The following is a 16,290-nucleotide window of genomic DNA, read 5'->3' on the forward strand; positions in this document are numbered from 1 at the left end:
GAGCTGAGAGAAGAGGACGGGCCGGCGATGAGTTTCAGCGGGGTGAACGGCACGGGTCAGCGCCGGCCCACCATGAAGGAGGTCGCGGCCCGGGCGGGCGTCGCGCTGAAGACCGTCTCCCGGGTGGTGAACGAGGAGCCGAACGTCAGCCCGGAGCTCACCGCCAAGGTGCAGGCCGCGATCAAGGACCTCAACTACACCCCGAACGAGTCGGCCCGGATGCTGCGCCGCGGCAAGACCGGGACGATCGCTGTCGTGATCCGCGACATCGGCGACCCGTTCTTCGCGTCGCTGGGCCGGGCGGTCGAGCTGTGGGCGCGATCGTCGGGCTCGGTGGTGATGATCGGCCTGACCGACGAGGACCCGGAGCGGGAGCGGGACGTCTGCCTGGAGTTCGTCGCCCGCCGGCCGGACGCGCTGATCATGGCGCCGATCGGGGAGACCCAGGAGTACCTCGCGCCGCACGTCGACGCGGGGATGGCCGTCGTCACGATCGACCGACCGGCGCACGGTATCGAGGCCGATGCCGTGCTCGCGGACAACGCGGGCGGCATCGATCAGGCCATCGACCACCTGGTCCGGCAGGGGCACCGCCGGATCGCGTACCTCGGTGACGACGAGCGGATCTTCACGGCCCGCGAGCGCGTGGTCGCCTATCGAGCCGCGATGTCGCGGCACCGCATCGACGTCGACGAGGACCTGGTCCACCTGTCGGAGCCGACGACGGAAGGCATCGGTATCACGCTGTCCGCCGTGCTGGATCGTCCTGAGCCGGCCACGGCGTTGCTGTCGGCCAACAACATGACCACTGCCGAGGTTCTCCGTGGCCTGGCCGGCCGACGGGACCGCGTCGCGCTCGTCTCGTTCGACGACCTGGCGCTCGGCGACCTGCTCAGCCCTGGCCTGACGGCCGTGGCACAGTCAGCCGACGTGATGGCCCGTACGGCGATCCAGCTGATGACCGAGCGGCTCCCCGAGCCCCACCGCCCCGGCCGCACGGTCCGCGTCCCGGTAAAACTCACCATCCGCGGCTCAGGCGAGATCCCTCCGCACAGCTGAGCGGCTCAGGCGAGCTCGCGTCCGGGGGCGCGCAGTTGCGCGGCCAGCGGGCAGTCGAACGGGTCGCGTGCCTTGAGGCCAACGTTGTTCAGGTAGTCGACGACGATCTTGTACGACGTGAACAGGCCGACCTCGGTGTACGCGATGCCGTGGGTGGCGCAGTACTCGCGCACGATCGGCTGGACCTGACGCAGGGTCGGCCGGGGCATGCTCGGGAACAAGTGGTGCTCGATCTGGTAGTTCAGCCCGCCGAGCGCGAAGTCGGTGAAAATGCCGCCACGGATGTTGCGCGACATCAGCACCTGGCGCCGGACGAAGTCGAGCTTCATCCCGGCCGGAACCAGCGGCATGCCCTTGTGGTTCGGTGCGAACGCGGCGCCGAGGCAGACGCCGAAGATGGCGAGCTGCAGGGCGAGAAACGCGCTCGCCTTGCCCGCCGGGAGCAGCACGTACAACGCAGCCACGTAGAGCCCGAGGCGCGAGATCACCACCGCGGACTCGATCCGCTCGAGCCGGCTCGCGTCGCGGCGCAGCAGGTACCGCAGGCTCGACGCGTGCAGGCCGACGCCTTCGAGAGTCAGCAGCGGGAAGAAGAGCCAGCCCTGTCGCGCGGCGATCCACCGGCCGAGCGCGCCGCGGCCGGCGACCGCGTCCGGGGTGAAGGCGACGGCCTTCAGCTGTACGTCGGGATCCCGGTCGACCTGGTTCGGCGCCGCGTGGTGCCGGGAATGCTTGTTCCGCCACCAGGTCACGCTCATGCCGGCTACACAGCCGGCCAGGATGCGCGCGGTCCAGTCGTTCCGCGCGGCCGAGTGGAAGATCTGCCGGTGCGCACCGTCGTGGCTGAGGAAAGCGACCTGGACCAGAATCAGCGCCAGCGCGACGGCCAGGAACAGCTGGTACCAAGAATCGCCGATCAGGATCATGCCGGTGGCGACGGCCAGCAGCGCGGCGACGACGATGCTGATCCGGGTGTAGTAGTAGCCCTGACGGCGTCGCATCAAACCGAGTTCGCGAACCGTCTGGAGGAGATCCGTGTAGAGGCTGACGTACCGCTGTTGGGCACCCACCACCTCATCATCGCGATCTAGCATGAAGGCCGGCGTGCAGTCAGGTGGACCTCCGAGGTCAGCCTGGCAAAGTGCCAGGGGTCATTTCCGGTACTGGACGACAAGCGGACAGTCGAACGGGTCGCGGGCCCGGAGGCCGACGTTGTTCAAATAGTCCACGACGATCTTGTACGACGCGAGGAATCCGACCTCGGTGTATTTCACGCCGTGCAGTGCACAGTACTCGCGCACGATCGGCCGGACCCTGCGCAGCGTCGGCCGGGGCATGCTCGGGAACAGGTGGTGCTCGATCTGGTAGTTCAGGCCGCCCATCGCGAAGTCGACCATCACCCCGCCGCGGATGTTGCGCGACGTCAGCACCTGCCGGCGGAGGAAGTCCAGCTTCATCGTCCGCGGGACGAGCGGCATGCCCTTGTGGTTCGGCGCGAACGAGCCACCGAGACACACTCCGAAGACGGCCAGCTGCAGCCCGAGGAACGCGCCGGCCTTGCCGATCGGCAGGAGCAGGAACAGGACGGCGAGGTACGCACCGATCCGGCTCACCACGATCGCGGCCTCGATGCGCTCGACCCGGGTGGCGCCGCGGCGGAACAGGTGGATCAGGCTGGAGACGTAGAGGCTGAGACCTTCCAGCGTCAGCAGCGGGAAGAAGAGCCAGCCTTGGCGGGCGGTCAGCCAGGCCTGGAAGCCCTTGCGTTGGGCCGCATGCTCAGGCGTGAACGCGACCACGCCGATCGCGATGTCCGGGTCCTTACCCAACTGGTTCGGCGCGCCGTGGTGGCGGCTGTGCTTCGAGCGCCACCACGCGGCACTGATCCCGACCAGTCCACCGGCCAGCAGCCGAGCGGTCCAGTCGTTCCAGGCGGCGGAGTCGAAGATCTGCCGGTGCGCACTGTCATGGCTGAGGAACGCGACCTGCGTCAGTACCAGAGCCAGCGCGCCGGCCATCAGGAGCTGGAACCAGGAGTTGCCGAGCAGACCGAAGCCGACCCAGACCCCGATGAAGGCGGCCAGTACCAGCCCGATCCGGGTGAAGTAGTAGCCACGCCGCCGCTTCAGCAGGCCGAGCTCACGGACCGTGCGAAGCAGGTCGGTGTAGAGGTTCGTATGTCGGTGTTGTACGCGCAGCGGGTCATGATCTTCAGCAAGAAGCTGTGACAAGAGAAGCGCCCCATTCTGATAGTGCATCGGTCGATGCGCTACCAGGTCCGGGGCAGCGAAACGAAAGTGGGCTTACGCCCTTAACGGAACCACGCGGACTCGCCACAAGCAAGACGCCGTCCGACGCGGAAGGTGAGCGTCGCGTGAACGCCGTGTGATCCGGGCCACTGACCGAGTTATCGCTTGGTCCGGGTTCGCCGGCGGCAGTAGCGTGATCGACATCTCACGCTCCGCCAGTTCGGAGGAGATCCTGTGCCCCATCCCTCCGCTCAGGGACATCGCAGTCAGCGGCTCCCTAACCACCCCGGTTCCCGGCGTGGTCCGGGACGCTCCCGCACGGTCCAGTGGGTCTGCGACCTGCTGCGCACGGAGCTGCTCAGTGGAGACTGGGCCGAGGCACCGCTGCCGGGCGAGGACGCACTGATCTCCAAGTACGGCGTCAGCCGCGGCATCATCCGGGACGTCCTCGCGATCCTCGCCGAGCAGGGCATGGTCGAGCGGGTCCGTGGCGCCGGCACGTTCGCCCTGGCTCCGAGCGCGCTGCAGCACGGGATCGAGGTCTCCCGCGATCTCGCCCAGGACATGAACGCCGATGGGACCCGGGTCGCGATCCGGACGACGTACGCCAGTCTGCATCCGGCGCCGGCGTTCATCGCCGAGCGGCTGGAGATCGCGCCCGGCACCGAGGTGGTGATCTTGGAGTCCGTCACCTCGCTGGACGGGTTCCCGCTGAGTCTCCGGTCGGCGTTCATGCCGTCGGATCCGTTCGCCGTGCTGCTCAGTGGTTCGCTGCAGAGCCTCAACCGGTCGCCGTACGAGCTGATCGCGGACGTCCTGCACGAGCCGGTCGGTGATACCGAACTGCAGATCGGCTGCTCGATCGCGGATCCGATCAGCGCCGAGTCGTTGCAGGTGGACGTCGGGTTCGCGCTGCTCGACACCAGCCGAGTGGTTCGGGCGCTCGATGGCCGGCCGCTGGAGTACAGCGTGTCGCACGCGCGCTCCGACCGTCTGGTCTTCGCCACCGTGATGCGCGGGCCGGGCGCATCGAGGACGGCACCTGAGCCGCCCCCGATACGTCCGGTTCCGCAGATGTCGTTGCCTCAGACAACGACCGCCGACCGGCCGGCTGCCGAGGTCTGAACCATGGCCGCCTGGCGAAGGTGCCAGTCGGTCTCCTGCTGGTAGGCGTCACCGGCACGGAGCACGTTCGCCTCGTCGAACGGCCGCCCGATCAGCTGCAGTCCGAGCGGAAGGTCCCGCACACCGAAGCCCATCGGCACGGACAGCGCCGGATTCCCGACGGCATTCCAGTACGACGTGTGCATCGCCCGGAACCGCTCGGTCGCCAGCTCCCCGAGCCCGTCGATCGCGAACGGTTCCACACTCGCAGTCGGCGTCACCACCAGGTCGACGGTCTCGAACAAGGCAGCCACCTCGCGCTGACCGACACGTCGTACCCGCTGGGCCTGCACATAGTCGGCACCCGAGTACGCCGAGGCGATGCCGACCCCCTGCCGGGTCGCGGCGAAGTAGTCGGACCACCGGCTGCGCAGATCGGGCGCGTGGTACGCGAACGCCTCGCTCCGCGACGTGATCCCGGTCGCCGCCGTCAGCTCGCGGTAGTACGGCAGCCGCACCGGTACGACGTTCGCACCGCGCGCGGTCAGGACGGCCAGAGCCGCGTCGAGGAGCTCGCCGAGGCGTGGATCCTGGTCCGCCCGGCGGTACTCCGCGAGGGTGTCGACGCCGATCCGCAGCCCGCTCAGGTCACCCGTCAACGCGTTCTCGTAGTCGGGGACCGGCTCGTCGACCGAGCACGGATCGCCGGCGTCGTACCCGGCCAGGACGGTCAGCATGATCGCGCAGTCACGGGCCGACCGGGCCATCGGGCCGATGTTGTCGAGGCTGTACCCGAGTGGGACACACCCCGACTTCGGTACGCGCCCGAAGGTTGCCTTGAGCCCGGAGATCCCGCAGAACGCGGCCGGGATCCGGATACTGCCACCGGTATCGGTACCCAGCCCGCCGAGGAACGCTCCGGCCGCGACGCCGTTGCCGGTGCCGGAGCTGGACCCACCGGTCCAGTGTCCGGGATTCCATGGGTTGCGGGGGATCGGGAACGGCTTGGTCGGATCGGGGACGCCGGTGGCGAACTCCATCGTGGTCGTCTTGCCGGTGATGACTCCGCCCGCGGCCCGGAGCCGGCTCATCACCGGCGCGTCGAGCTGGTCTCCCCACGCCGGATCGTGAACGAGGCTCTGGGCCGTGGTCGGCCCCTCGATGGTGGTGATGATGTCCTTGATGCCCAGCGGGATGCCGAGCAGCGGACCGGCCGGATCGCCGGACGCGTAAATCTCGTCGGCCGTGGCGGCGGCTGCCCGGGCCGACTCGTCGAACCGGGCCAGGTAGATACCGAGCTCGCCGTCATGGGCATCGGCTGACGCGATCGCCTCGTCCAGCAGACCCGACGCGGTCACGTCGCCGGACCGTAGCGACGCGAGGGCGCCGGAAATCGTTCGCGCGGTCATGGTCGCGCGGAGAAGATCAGGCCCGGTTCCTCGTACCGGGCGGCGGTGACGGAGTACACCAGCGCGGCGTTCTCCCGGGCGGTGCCGAAGGCCGTTGCCATCGGCACCAGTTCGGCCTCGGCCGGCTCGACCCCGGCGAGTGCGAGCAGGGTGACGAGAGGTTCTGATTCGTTGCTCATGGTGTCCTTTCAGGCGGCGAGGGCGTCGACCGGCGGTACGGCGAGGTGCCAGTCGCTGACGCGTTGCAGTGCGTCGGCGACCTTCAGCACAGTGGCCTCGGCGAACGGCTTGCCGACGATCTGCATCGACAGCGGCAGACCGCTGCTGGAGAACCCGGCCGGTACGGCGACCGCGGGCAGGCCGGTCAGGTTCCACTGGCCGGTATAGCTCGGGGTGTGCAGTCGCTTGCTCGGTGACAAGGTGTCGGCGGGCTCGGCCGGTACCGGTGCGGACGGCGTGATGATCACGTCGTAGTTCGTGAACAGCTCTGCGACCTGACGGGAGAAGAACCGACGGAACCGCTGGGCCTGGGCCACGTCGCCCGCGGTGTAGAAGGCGCCACGGGCGAGCATCGGCCGGGTGTGGACGCCGTAGTCGGTCCAACGGTTGACGAGATCGTTGCGGTGATAGGCGTACGCCTCCGCGACCATGATGATCGAGTTCGCGTCCTTGGCCTCGCCCGCATACGGCAGGTCCACTTCGGTCGAGGACGCACCGAGCCCGACCAGCTGCTTCACCGCCGACACGACGGCGTCGTGCATCTCCGGATCCAGCTGGTCGTGGTCGAAGAAGTACGGCATCGGCAGTGCGATCCGCAGCCCGTCGACCGAACCGTCCAGCAGTTCCGTGTACGCCGGAACCGGCTGCTGCGCGGAGTTGGGATCCGTCGGGTCGTAGCCCGCCATCACCTCGAGCAAAGCCGCACAGTCCCACGCACTGCGCGCCATCGGGCCGATGCTGTCCAGACTGAAGCCCAGCGGGACCACCCCGCTCTTCGGCACTCGACCGAACGTCACTTTCAGTCCGGTATGGCCGTTCACGGCGGCTGGGCTGCGGACCGAGCCACCGGTGTCCGTGCCGAGACCGCCGAGCGCGAGACCGGCCGCGACCGCGATGCCGGTGCCGGAGCTGGAGCCGGCCGGCGTGTGGTCGACGTTCCACGGGTTGTGCGGGACGAGGAATCGTTTCGTTGCGTCGGGCAACCCACACGCGAACTCGCTGGTGGTCGCCTTGCCGACGAAGACCGCGCCGACGTCACGCAGGCGGGCCACGACCGGTGCGTCCGTCCCGGCGCCCCAGTCCTCGGCGAGCACGTGGCTGTTCGCGGTGGTCGGGGCACCCTTCATCGCGATGATGTCCTTGATCGCGAGCGGGATCCCCTGCAGCGGGCCGCGGTCGTCCCCGGCCGCCAGGTCCGCGTCGGCCTGGCCGGCCTGCTCGAGAGCCGCTTCCGCGGTGATCTCGACGTACGCACCGAGGGCAGGGTTGAGAGCGATCGCGCGGTCCAGGATCTGCTGAGTCAGCGCGGTGGAAGTGAGGCCGCCGTCGCGTAATGCGGCCGCGGCGTCCTTGATGGTCGTCATCGGGCGTCCTTTCCAGCGGGATAGAAGTCGAGCGGGTCGAAGCGGATCGCCGGCTCGTCGGGGTCGAACTCGGGCCGGTACAGCGCGTCGGCCGCCTGGCGCATCAGCGGGTAGTCCCGGACGAACGTGGCCAGCTCGTCCTCGGAGACGGTCAACTGAGCGGTGGCCAGAATCGCGGGCACGACCTCGGCGGGTGTGGGCATGTCAAACCTCCTGCGGGGTGGGGATCGGGGCCTCGGCGTACAGGTGGCAGGCGACCGTGCGGCCTTCGGACACGGTGACCCGCGGCGGTGCGACCTGTGCGCAGATGTCCATCGCGAACGGGCAGCGGGTCCGGAACCGGCAGCCGCTCGGTGGATCGATCGGGCTGGGGATCTCGGTGCTGTCGGCGCTGTCGACCGGTTCGTCGCGGGTGCTCAGGGCCGGGTCGAGCGTCGGTACCGAGGACAGCAGCAGTTGGGTGTAGGGGTGTTTGGGGTCGTCGTAGAGCTCTTGTGCACTACCGCTCTCGACCACCTGGCCGAGGTACATCACCGCGACGTCGTCGCTGATGTAGCGCACGACGTTGAGGTCGTGGCTGATGAACACGTAGGTCAGTCCGTACTCGTCCTGCAGATCGCTGAGCAGGTTGAGCACCTGCGCCTGGATCGACTTGTCCAGCGCTGAGACAGCCTCGTCCAGGACCACCAGCTTCGGCTGCAAGGCAAGTGCCCGCGCGATGTTGACTCGTTGCCGCTGGCCACCACTGAGCTGGTGCGGGTAGTGCGACGCGTACGCCGCCGGCAGGCCGACATCACGCATCACCGTCGCGACCCGCTCGGCGATCACGGCCTTCGGCTCGCCCTGCACCTGCAGCGGGAACCCGATCGACTCGCTGATCGTGGCCCGTGGGTTGAGCGCCGACGACGGGTCCTGGAACACCATTTGCATCCGTTGCAGCTCCGACGGCGTACGACGCTTGCCGGTGAGCACCTGTTTGCCGTCGAAGATCATCTCGCCGTCGTCGGCCAGGTGCAGCCCGACGATCACCCGGGCCAGCGTGGACTTCCCGCAGCCCGACTCGCCGACGATGCCGAGCGTCGTCCCCGGCCGGACCGTGAGCGATACGTGGTCGACCGCGGACAGTTTGGCGCGGCGCCCACCGGCGCGGACATGGAACTGTTTCGACACGTCGATCAGTTCGAGCAACTCCATCGTGGTCCTCCTTACCTGTCGAAAGGGGGTTCGGGCTCAGAGCCGGCTGTCCATGGCTTCCCGCAACGCATCGCTGGCCAGGTTGAAGGCCACCGAGGTGAGGAAGATGAAGAAGCCGGGCACGATCGCGACCAGCGGGGCGACGCTGACCATGCCGCGCAGGCTGTTGAGCATGTAGCCCCATTCGGGAGCCGGCGGTGCCGAGCCGAGCCCGAGGAAGCTGAGGCTGGCGGCGATGATCATCGCGACTCCGACCAGGCCGGAGCAGTAGACGATCACGTCGTTCAGCACGTTCGGCAGGACCTGGGTCCGCGCGACCCGCAGGCCGCTCGCGCCGCTCAACCGCGCCGCCTCGACGAACTCCTGGACGACGACCCGACGGGTCGCGGACTGGGCGACCCGGGCGACCGGGGGGATGAACACGATCGTGACCGCGATGATCGTGTTGGTCAGGCCTGGACCGAGTGAGGCGCCGACCGCGATCGCCAGCAGGATCGCGGGGAACGCGTACAGCATGTCCATCGCCCGCATCAGGACCGTCCCGACCGCGCCGCGCATGATGCCGGCGGTGACCCCGATCGCCGTCCCGATCAGCGCCGCGCCGAGGGTCGGGACGAATCCCGCGAGCAGCGACAACCGGCCGCCGTACAGGACTCGGGCGAGCATGTCGCGGCCCTGCTCGTCGGTGCCGAGGAGGTGACCTGGCGAGCCGAGGTTCTGCAGCCGGTCGAGTGGCTTGCCGAGCAGGGGATCCGCGCTGGTGAGCAGTGGGGCGAAGATTGCCCCGAGCACCAACAGGACAACGATGATCGCGGCCACCAGGCCGACCTTGTTCGCCGCGAACCGTTTGAGGGTCGCCCGCCAGAACGAGGTCGGTCGTTCGCTGGTCCGGGCCGCGTTCCACTCGTCCCGGCGGCGGAGCGCGTCGGCCCGGTCGGCGTCCGTCGTACCGGCGCCGAAGCTCTTGTCGAGCAGGGTCGGCACCATTGCTTGCGTCATGACACCGCTCCTCGCACGCGGGGGTCGATCCAGGCCTGGAGCAGGTCGACGACCAGGTTGACCAGCACGAAGGTGACCGCGATGACCAAGGTCGCGCCCTGGACCACCAGCAGGTCCCGGGCCGAGATCGCGGTGAACACCAGCAGGCCCATCCCCGGCCAGCGGAAGATCGTCTCCACCAGCACCGAGCCCCCGAGCAGGGCGCCGATCTGGACGCCCGAGGTGGTCAGCACCGGCGAGATCGCGTTCCGCAGGATGTGCCGACGGACCTCCCACTCGCTCAATCCCTTGGCCCGCAGGGTTTCGACGAAGTCCGCGCCGGCCACGTCGACGATGCTCGCCCGGGTCACCCGGGCCGTGATCGCCATCGTGATCAGCGATCCGGACAGCACCGGTAGCACCAGACTTCGCAGCGCCATCAGCAGACCCGAGTCGAGGTTCGCGCCGCCTGACGGCAGCAGCCGGAGCCAGCCGGCGAACACCGCGAGCAGGATGATCGCCAGGAAGAACGACGGGATGCTCAACCCGGACAGGCTGAGGACGCCGGTGAACCGGTCGATCAGGGAGCCTCGGCGGGTGCCGGCGACGTACCCGAGCCACAGGCCCAGGCTGATCCCGAACACGGCCGACACGATCGCCAGGACGGCGGTGTTGCCCCACGCCTGCAGGAGCAGGTCGGAGACGTCCCGGCGACGCTGGGCCGAGTACCCGAGGTTGCCCTGGAGGGCGTCGCCCAGCCAGTGCAGGTACCGCAGCGGCAGCGGGTCGTTCAGCCCGAGCTCGTCGCGGATCGCTTGCCGTTCGGCTGCGGACATGTCGTCGCTGACCAGCGAGGCCTCGGCCGACCCGGGCAGGACATTCATCAACAGGAACACGATGACGGAGACGCCGAACAGGATCGGCACGGCCATCGCTATACGGAGTACCGCGACTCGCAGCATGGGTCAGTCCTCCTCGACCGAGATCTGGGTGAAGTCCACCCACCACGACTGCGCCTGGACGTAGCCGTGCACTTTCGGGCTCAGCACCCGCAGGTTGAGGTCGTGCATCCAGAAGAGGAAGTAGGCGTTCTTCAGGGCGACGTCCATCATTTGCTGGAGATACCGGTACTGCGAGGCGACGTCGGGCTGCTGACTGGCAGCGGTGAGCGCGGCGTCGATCTGCGGGTCGCAGAGTCCGGTGGCGTTGGGCAGTCCGCCGGGGCGGTTGCAGAAGTAGGTCGCGCTGTAACCGGTCGGCATCATCCCGGCCGCGGGGGAGGCCCAGAGGATGTCGATATCGCTCCACTGCTTGGCGTTCAGGCCGTCCAGACCGATCGAGATGATCGTGTTCCACTCCAGCGGCCGCAGATTGGTGCGGACCCCGATGGCCGCGAAGTCGGCCTGCAGCTTCTGCATCATCGTGTCCGGGTACATGTTCCCGGAACCACCGGTCGGATAGGCCATCGTGATCGTCAACTGACCGGGTTGATACCCCGCCTCGGCGAGCAGTTGCTTCGCCTTCGCCACGTCGTAGCCGTAGCCCTGCGTCGCCTTCGTGTACGACGGGTTGCCGTCGTACACGTACTCACTGGCCGGATAGCCGACGTTGTTCAGCAACGCGGCGGTGCCTTGCCGGTCCAGGGCGTAGTTGAGTGCCTGGCGCAACTTCAGGTTGTCCTTGAAGGGCGCACGGAACAGGTTGAACCGCGGCATGATCCCGTGCGGGTACTTGCCCATCTCGATCTGGTAGTGCTCGTTGCGCAACTGCTGGACCGAGTCGGGTGACGGGACCTCGGCCCAGTCGACCTCACCGGACTGCAGCATCGACAGTCGCGAGGCGGGTTCGGGTTGCGGATAGAGCACGATCCGGCCGAGCTTGACCGGACCACGCCAGTAGTCGTCGTTGCGGGTGAGCTCCATCTCCTCGCCGTCGACGTACTTCGTCATCCGGAACGGACCGGTGCCGGAGGCATGCTTGTTGTAGTCGTTGTTCCCGTACTTCTTCACCACCGTCGGGCTGGGGAAGAAGATGCCGGCGAGGTCCCACGGCAGCCACGCATACGGCTTGGTGGTGGTGATCTGGACGGTCCGAGCGTCCACCTTGCGCCACGACTTGAAGTACCGGAACGCCGCGGCCGCGCTGGCCGCCGACTTCGAGTCGTAGTACTGGAACGTCTTGGTGCGCAGGCGGTCGAACTGGAAGATCACCGCGTCCGCGTCGAACGTGGTGCCGTCCTGGAAGTGCACGCCCTGGCGGAGCTTGAACGTCCAGGTGGTCAGGTCCTTCGACGTCGTCCAGGACTCGGCCAGTGACGGCTGCGGTGTCGGCAGAGTGGCGGACTGGTCCAGGTTCAACCGCGTCAGACCGTCGTAGATGTTGTTGCCGACGAAGCGGTAGCCCTCGTAACCCTCGTTCGGCGGAGTGGACGGGAACGGGATGTTGCCGGCCGACATGGCGATCCGGAGCTCGCCACCCGAAGGCGGCGGACCACTCGCGGCCGCCGACGTACACCCGGTCAGTACGACGAGGAGCAGCGCGAGGAGCGCGTGTTTGAGGCGTGGGCTGGATTGTGGGCGGGGTTGCATGTCAGGAGGCCAGTGCGGTCTCACCGTGGGCGAGCAGGCAGCTGCTCCAGTGCCCGTCGTGCACAGTCGTGGCGGTGGGCCGGCTCTCCCAGCAGGCGCCGACGGCGTAACCGCAGCGCGGCGCGAAGGCGCAGCCCGGCGGGAGCTGGTCGAGGCTCGGCGGTGCACCCGGGATCGCGTTCGGCCGACGGTCCTGGCCGGCCCGGACATTCGCCTCGATCAGGCCCTCGGTGTACGGATGCGATGGTGCGGTGAGCACCTGCACGGCTGATCCGTACTCGACGAACCGTCCGGCGTACATCACCGCCACCTCGTCGGCGAGCTCGGCGGCGACGCCGAGGTCGTGCGTGACGATCACCAGACCCATGTCGATCTCGCGCTGGATCTGCCGGAACAACCGCATCATCCGGGCCTGCACGGTGACGTCGAGCGCGGTGGTCGGCTCGTCGGCGAGCAGCACCGTCGGCCGGCCGGCGATCGCCATCGCGATCACGACTCGTTGCCTCATGCCACCACTCAGCTCCGACGGATACGCCTTCAGCCGGGCGGCGGCCGAAGGGATCTGGACGAGCTCGAGCAGTTCTAGCGCCCGCTTCCTGGCGTGGGACCTGTCCAGGCCCTCGTGGTGCTTGCGGATCGCCTCGACCAGTTGCTGCTCGATCGTGTACACCGGGTCCAGCGCGGTCAGGGGATCCTGGAACACCATCGACACGTCGCTGCCGCGGGCCTTGCGCCGATCCCGCGGCGACATCGTCTGCAGGTCGCGGCCACCGACGGAGATCTCACCGGTGATCAGGGTGGTCGGCGGGTTGATCCCGATGATCGAGCGCAGCATCGCGCTCTTGCCGCTGCCGGACTCGCCGATCACCGCCAGCACACCGCCACGCGGCACCGTGAACGACACCCCGTCGACCGCGCGGACCGCGCCGTACCGGCTGCGGAACTCGGTCACCAACTGGCCCACCTGTAACGCGGGCGTGATCGCCGGCGTTGTTTTCCCGACCTGTCGGGTCTCGGTCATCATCGACATTGTCGTGTTCCTTCCAGGGGATTTCTCGAGCGACTCCGGTGCATATTCGGCGGAGGGGGGACAGGGGACTGAAGCCCTGTCGTACAAGGAGTTCTGGCTTCGAGATTATGGCCGCGATGTTTCAGTGGTCGACCGCTTCGGTATCTCGCTCGTAAACGATGACCGGAATCCCGCGGGTGGAATTCGCCGGTATTACCGGATGATGCCGGACGACGGCCAGAGCGGTCGCGCCGGCCCCGGCCGCGAGCAGCCCGAGCGTGCCGGCCAGACCGATCGCCCGCATCGGGCCGACACGCTCGGCCAGCATCCCGAGCACCGGAGCACCGAGCGCACCGCCGCCGAGGAAGAAGGTGAGGTAGACCGCCATCACCCGGCCGCGCAGCGCCGGCTCCGCGGCCAGTTGGACGGACGTGTTCGCGAGTACGGCGAAGGACATGAACATCGCGCCGCAGCAGACCAGCGCGATGCCGAAGGCAACCAGTACCGGCATCAAGGAGGCGACCACCAGGCTGCCTCCCAGCGCCGTCGCGGCCCCGATGACCCAGCGATCCTTCGGCATCCCGCTGGTTGACGCGGCCAACAACGCACCGCTGAGACCGCCGATCGCGAGGCATGACGTGACGAGGCCGAAGCCCACGGCGCCGATGCCGAACACCTCGGTCGCGACCAGCGGAAGCACCACCTGCAGGCTGTTGGCGCCGACGATGCCGATCACGCCGGCCAGCACGATCAGGGTCGCCAGCACCGGATCGCCGGCTACTTGCCGCAGGCCCGCGACCAGTTGCCCTCGGCCAGCAGTTGCCCGCGGCACCTTCCGCAGCTCGGACCGGTTGATGCGTGCCAGCGCGATCAGGATGCCGGCCGAACTGATCGCGTGTAACGCGAAGATCAACGGCGTACCGGCGACGCCGATCAGGAGGCCCGCGAGGGCCGGCCCGATCAGCCGCGCGACATTGAACGACGCCGAGTTGAGTCCGATCGCATTGACCACCCGATCCGGTCCGACCAGCTCGGACACGACCGCCTGCCGGGCCGGGACGTCGAACGCGGTGACGATGCCCATCGCACCGGCCAGCACCCAGACCTGAACCAGCGTGAGGATTCCGAGCCCGTCGAGCACAGCCATCACCACACTTCCCAGCCCGACCAGAGCCTGGGTCACGATCAGCACCCGGACCTTGTCCACCCGGTCGACCAGGGCCCCGGTCGCCAGGCCGAGTAGCACGGTCGGGAAGAACTGCAGGAAGGTCGCGATACCGAGGGCCAGGCCGTCGCCGTGACTGAGCACGACGACGGCCCACGCCTGCGCGGTCCGCTGCATCCAGAGCCCGATGTTGCTGACCGTGCCACCCCAGAAGAAGCTCCGGTAGTTGCGCACGTCCAGCGAACGGAACATCGCCGTCATGCGGCGTCGACCGCGAGCCACTCCGTGAACGGGACGGCCTGGGTGAACGCCTGCGCGGCCCGCAGCAGCAACGCATCGTCGAACATCCGGCCGACCAGCTGGATGCTGACCGGCAGTCCGTCGCGTTTCTCGCAGGGGACCGCCAGCGCCGGGTGGCCGGTGAAGTTGAACGGCCGAGTGTTCGCGACCGCGCTCTGCGAGACCGGGCTCTGCAACGCGAAGTCCAGCGCGGTGGCCGGGTCGTCGACCGGCTCGAACCGCGGTGCCTGGGTGATCGTCGTCGGCATCACCAGTACGTCGACCTCGGACAGCACCCGGTCGTACGCCGCGATGAACGTCGGGCGCACGTTCTGCGCCTTCGCATACAGCCGACCGGCCCAGTAGCGCCGGCTGAACTCGCCGGCCATCAACGTGAGCAGACCGCGCGGGTCGAGCAGCTCCTGGTTGTGTTGCCAGGCCTTGGTGATCGCGGCGATCGTGTCCTCGGGGTAATAGGTCCGCGTGAACGCGCCGTAGAAGCCGGAACCGCGGACCGCCAGTGCTGCCTCGGCCGACAACGCCATCTGTGCCGCGCCGATCGTCAGGTGCTCGGGAACAGATACCTCGGTGACAACCGCACCGAGCTTCTCGTACACCTCGATCGCTTGCTGGACCGAGTCGGTCACCGCCTCGGTCGCGCCGTCGAACCCTTCCCGCAGTACGCCGATCCGCAGTCCCTCGATGTCGTCGGTCAACCCGCTCGTGGCGTCGTACCGCTCGGGTACGTCGCGAGTCTGGCGCGGGTCGAGTCCGTCGTACCCGCCGACGGCCTCGAGGGCGAGGGCGGCATCGCGGACCGACATCGTCATCGGGCCGGTGTAGTCGATGCTCTGGTCCGAGCCGAAGCCGATGCCGAAGTGCGAGATCAGGCCGAAGGTGGGCTTGTGCCCGACCGTCCCGGTCCACGCGGCCGGGATCCGGATCGACCCGCCCTGGTCGCCACCGAACGAGATGTCCACCTCGCCGTCCACCAGTGCGGCGGCGGATCCGGACGACGACCCACCGGTGAGGTGCAGTGGGTTGTGCGGGTTCAGCGGGCGGCCGTAGTCCCCGACGCCTCCGCCGAAGCCGTAGCCGCCGGCCAGGCCGTTCATGACGTTCTTGCCGACCACGGTTGCGCCGGCTTCCAGTGCGCGCTGGACGACGGTCGCGTCGAAGTCGGGTACGTGACCGGCCAAGACGTGAGCGCCGAACGCCATCGGCATCCCGGCCACCGCGGTGTGGTCCTTGTAGCTGACGGTCTTGCCGGTGAGGATGCCCTCGCCGGAGCCCTCGACAGAACACTTCCAGGTCCAGGCGTTGTGCGGGTCCTCGTCCGCGCCGGGACGGTACCCGGGCTCGCGGGCGCCGGGGAACCGCGGCGGCCGGACGTCGGCGGTGCGGGCCTGGACGAACTCGTCGAACTCGGCGAGCATCCGGGTCAGGTGACGGCGGTAGACCTCCGCCTCCTCGGTGCTGAGACCGACGCCGAGCCGCTCGGCGGTGGCCTGCAGTTCGGGCAGATCGGGAACTCGGTGCATGAGGGCCTCCTCGATCGTTGGTGGATCGACGGTCGCGAGCGCCGGTTACGGTGCAGGCGCAATCGCGTTCGTACCGTGTTAAGCGGGTTCGGCAGGCCCGCAAACCGCGTCTGACCTGCGCAAACACGGCGG

Annotated in this window: 15 protein-coding genes; 2 read left to right on the plus strand and 13 right to left on the minus strand. The window is 68.4% G+C overall.

Features of this window, described 5'->3' with window-relative positions:
- Positions 1–27: 27 nt before the first annotated feature.
- On the plus strand, positions 28–1,059 hold the full coding sequence (locus ACWF4Z_RS11200; protein WP_452242844.1) for a LacI family DNA-binding transcriptional regulator: 1,032 nt from the start codon (positions 28–30) through the stop codon (positions 1,057–1,059).
- Between the two features lie 5 nt (positions 1,060–1,064).
- Here the strand turns inward: ACWF4Z_RS11200 and ACWF4Z_RS11205 are convergent, their stop codons facing one another.
- Both ACWF4Z_RS11205 and ACWF4Z_RS11210 read right to left on the minus strand, forming a co-directional pair.
- Entirely contained in the window at positions 1,065–2,129 is a 1,065-nt protein-coding gene (locus tag ACWF4Z_RS11205) for a fatty acid desaturase family protein (RefSeq protein WP_452242845.1), read from the minus strand.
- Positions 2,130–2,210: 81 nt separating this feature from the next.
- Complete coding sequence (locus ACWF4Z_RS11210) at positions 2,211–3,290, minus strand: fatty acid desaturase family protein (RefSeq protein WP_452242846.1); 1,080 nt, start codon at positions 3,288–3,290, stop codon at positions 2,211–2,213.
- A gap of 252 nt (positions 3,291–3,542) precedes the next feature.
- Between ACWF4Z_RS11210 and ACWF4Z_RS11215 the strand changes: the two genes are divergently transcribed.
- On the plus strand, positions 3,543–4,433 hold the full coding sequence (locus tag ACWF4Z_RS11215; RefSeq protein WP_452242847.1) for a GntR family transcriptional regulator: 891 nt from the start codon (positions 3,543–3,545) through the stop codon (positions 4,431–4,433).
- Here ACWF4Z_RS11215 and ACWF4Z_RS11220 read toward each other — a convergent pair.
- From ACWF4Z_RS11220 to ACWF4Z_RS11270, 11 genes are all read right to left on the minus strand, one after another.
- Positions 4,394–5,821: an amidase gene (locus tag ACWF4Z_RS11220; RefSeq protein ID WP_452242848.1), complete on the minus strand. Its 1,428-nt coding sequence runs from the start codon at positions 5,819–5,821 to the stop codon at positions 4,394–4,396. The genes ACWF4Z_RS11215 and ACWF4Z_RS11220 overlap by 40 nt on opposite strands.
- Positions 5,818–6,000: a hypothetical protein gene (locus ACWF4Z_RS11225; protein ID WP_452242849.1), complete on the minus strand. Its 183-nt coding sequence runs from the start codon at positions 5,998–6,000 to the stop codon at positions 5,818–5,820. Before ACWF4Z_RS11225 ends, ACWF4Z_RS11220 begins: the two co-directional genes overlap by 4 nt.
- Positions 6,001–6,009: 9 nt before the next feature.
- Positions 6,010–7,404, minus strand: a complete 1,395-nt coding sequence (locus ACWF4Z_RS11230) for an amidase (RefSeq protein ID WP_452242850.1) — start codon at positions 7,402–7,404, stop codon at positions 6,010–6,012.
- The gene (locus tag ACWF4Z_RS11235) at positions 7,401–7,607 is read right to left on the minus strand and encodes a hypothetical protein (protein WP_452242851.1); all 207 of its coding nucleotides are present in this window, start codon (positions 7,605–7,607) and stop codon (positions 7,401–7,403) included. The genes ACWF4Z_RS11230 and ACWF4Z_RS11235 overlap by 4 nt, the downstream gene beginning before the upstream one ends.
- 1 nt (position 7,608) lies before the next feature.
- Positions 7,609–8,598 (minus strand): ABC transporter ATP-binding protein, encoded by a 990-nt coding sequence (locus ACWF4Z_RS11240; protein ID WP_452242852.1) that lies wholly within the window; start codon positions 8,596–8,598, stop codon positions 7,609–7,611.
- A 36-nt stretch (positions 8,599–8,634) separates the two neighbouring features.
- On the minus strand, positions 8,635–9,597 hold the full coding sequence (locus tag ACWF4Z_RS11245) for an ABC transporter permease (protein WP_452242853.1): 963 nt from the start codon (positions 9,595–9,597) through the stop codon (positions 8,635–8,637).
- Entirely contained in the window at positions 9,594–10,538 is a 945-nt protein-coding gene (locus tag ACWF4Z_RS11250) for an ABC transporter permease (protein WP_452242854.1), read from the minus strand. The genes ACWF4Z_RS11245 and ACWF4Z_RS11250 overlap by 4 nt, the downstream gene beginning before the upstream one ends.
- Before the next feature lie 3 nt (positions 10,539–10,541).
- Positions 10,542–12,164: an ABC transporter substrate-binding protein gene (locus tag ACWF4Z_RS11255; RefSeq protein ID WP_452242855.1), complete on the minus strand. Its 1,623-nt coding sequence runs from the start codon at positions 12,162–12,164 to the stop codon at positions 10,542–10,544.
- Position 12,165: 1 nt separating this feature from the next.
- A complete protein-coding gene (locus tag ACWF4Z_RS11260) occupies positions 12,166–13,185 on the minus strand; it encodes an ABC transporter ATP-binding protein (protein WP_452242856.1) in 1,020 nt (339 codons plus the stop codon).
- A 130-nt stretch (positions 13,186–13,315) separates the two neighbouring features.
- Complete coding sequence (locus ACWF4Z_RS11265; protein ID WP_452242857.1) at positions 13,316–14,599, minus strand: MFS transporter; 1,284 nt, start codon at positions 14,597–14,599, stop codon at positions 13,316–13,318.
- Positions 14,596–16,158 (minus strand): amidase family protein, encoded by a 1,563-nt coding sequence (locus ACWF4Z_RS11270; RefSeq protein ID WP_452242858.1) that lies wholly within the window; start codon positions 16,156–16,158, stop codon positions 14,596–14,598. The genes ACWF4Z_RS11265 and ACWF4Z_RS11270 overlap by 4 nt, the downstream gene beginning before the upstream one ends.
- Between the last annotated feature and the right edge of the window lie 132 nt (positions 16,159–16,290).

It is taken from the genome of Kribbella sp. NPDC055071 (assembly GCF_053608045.1).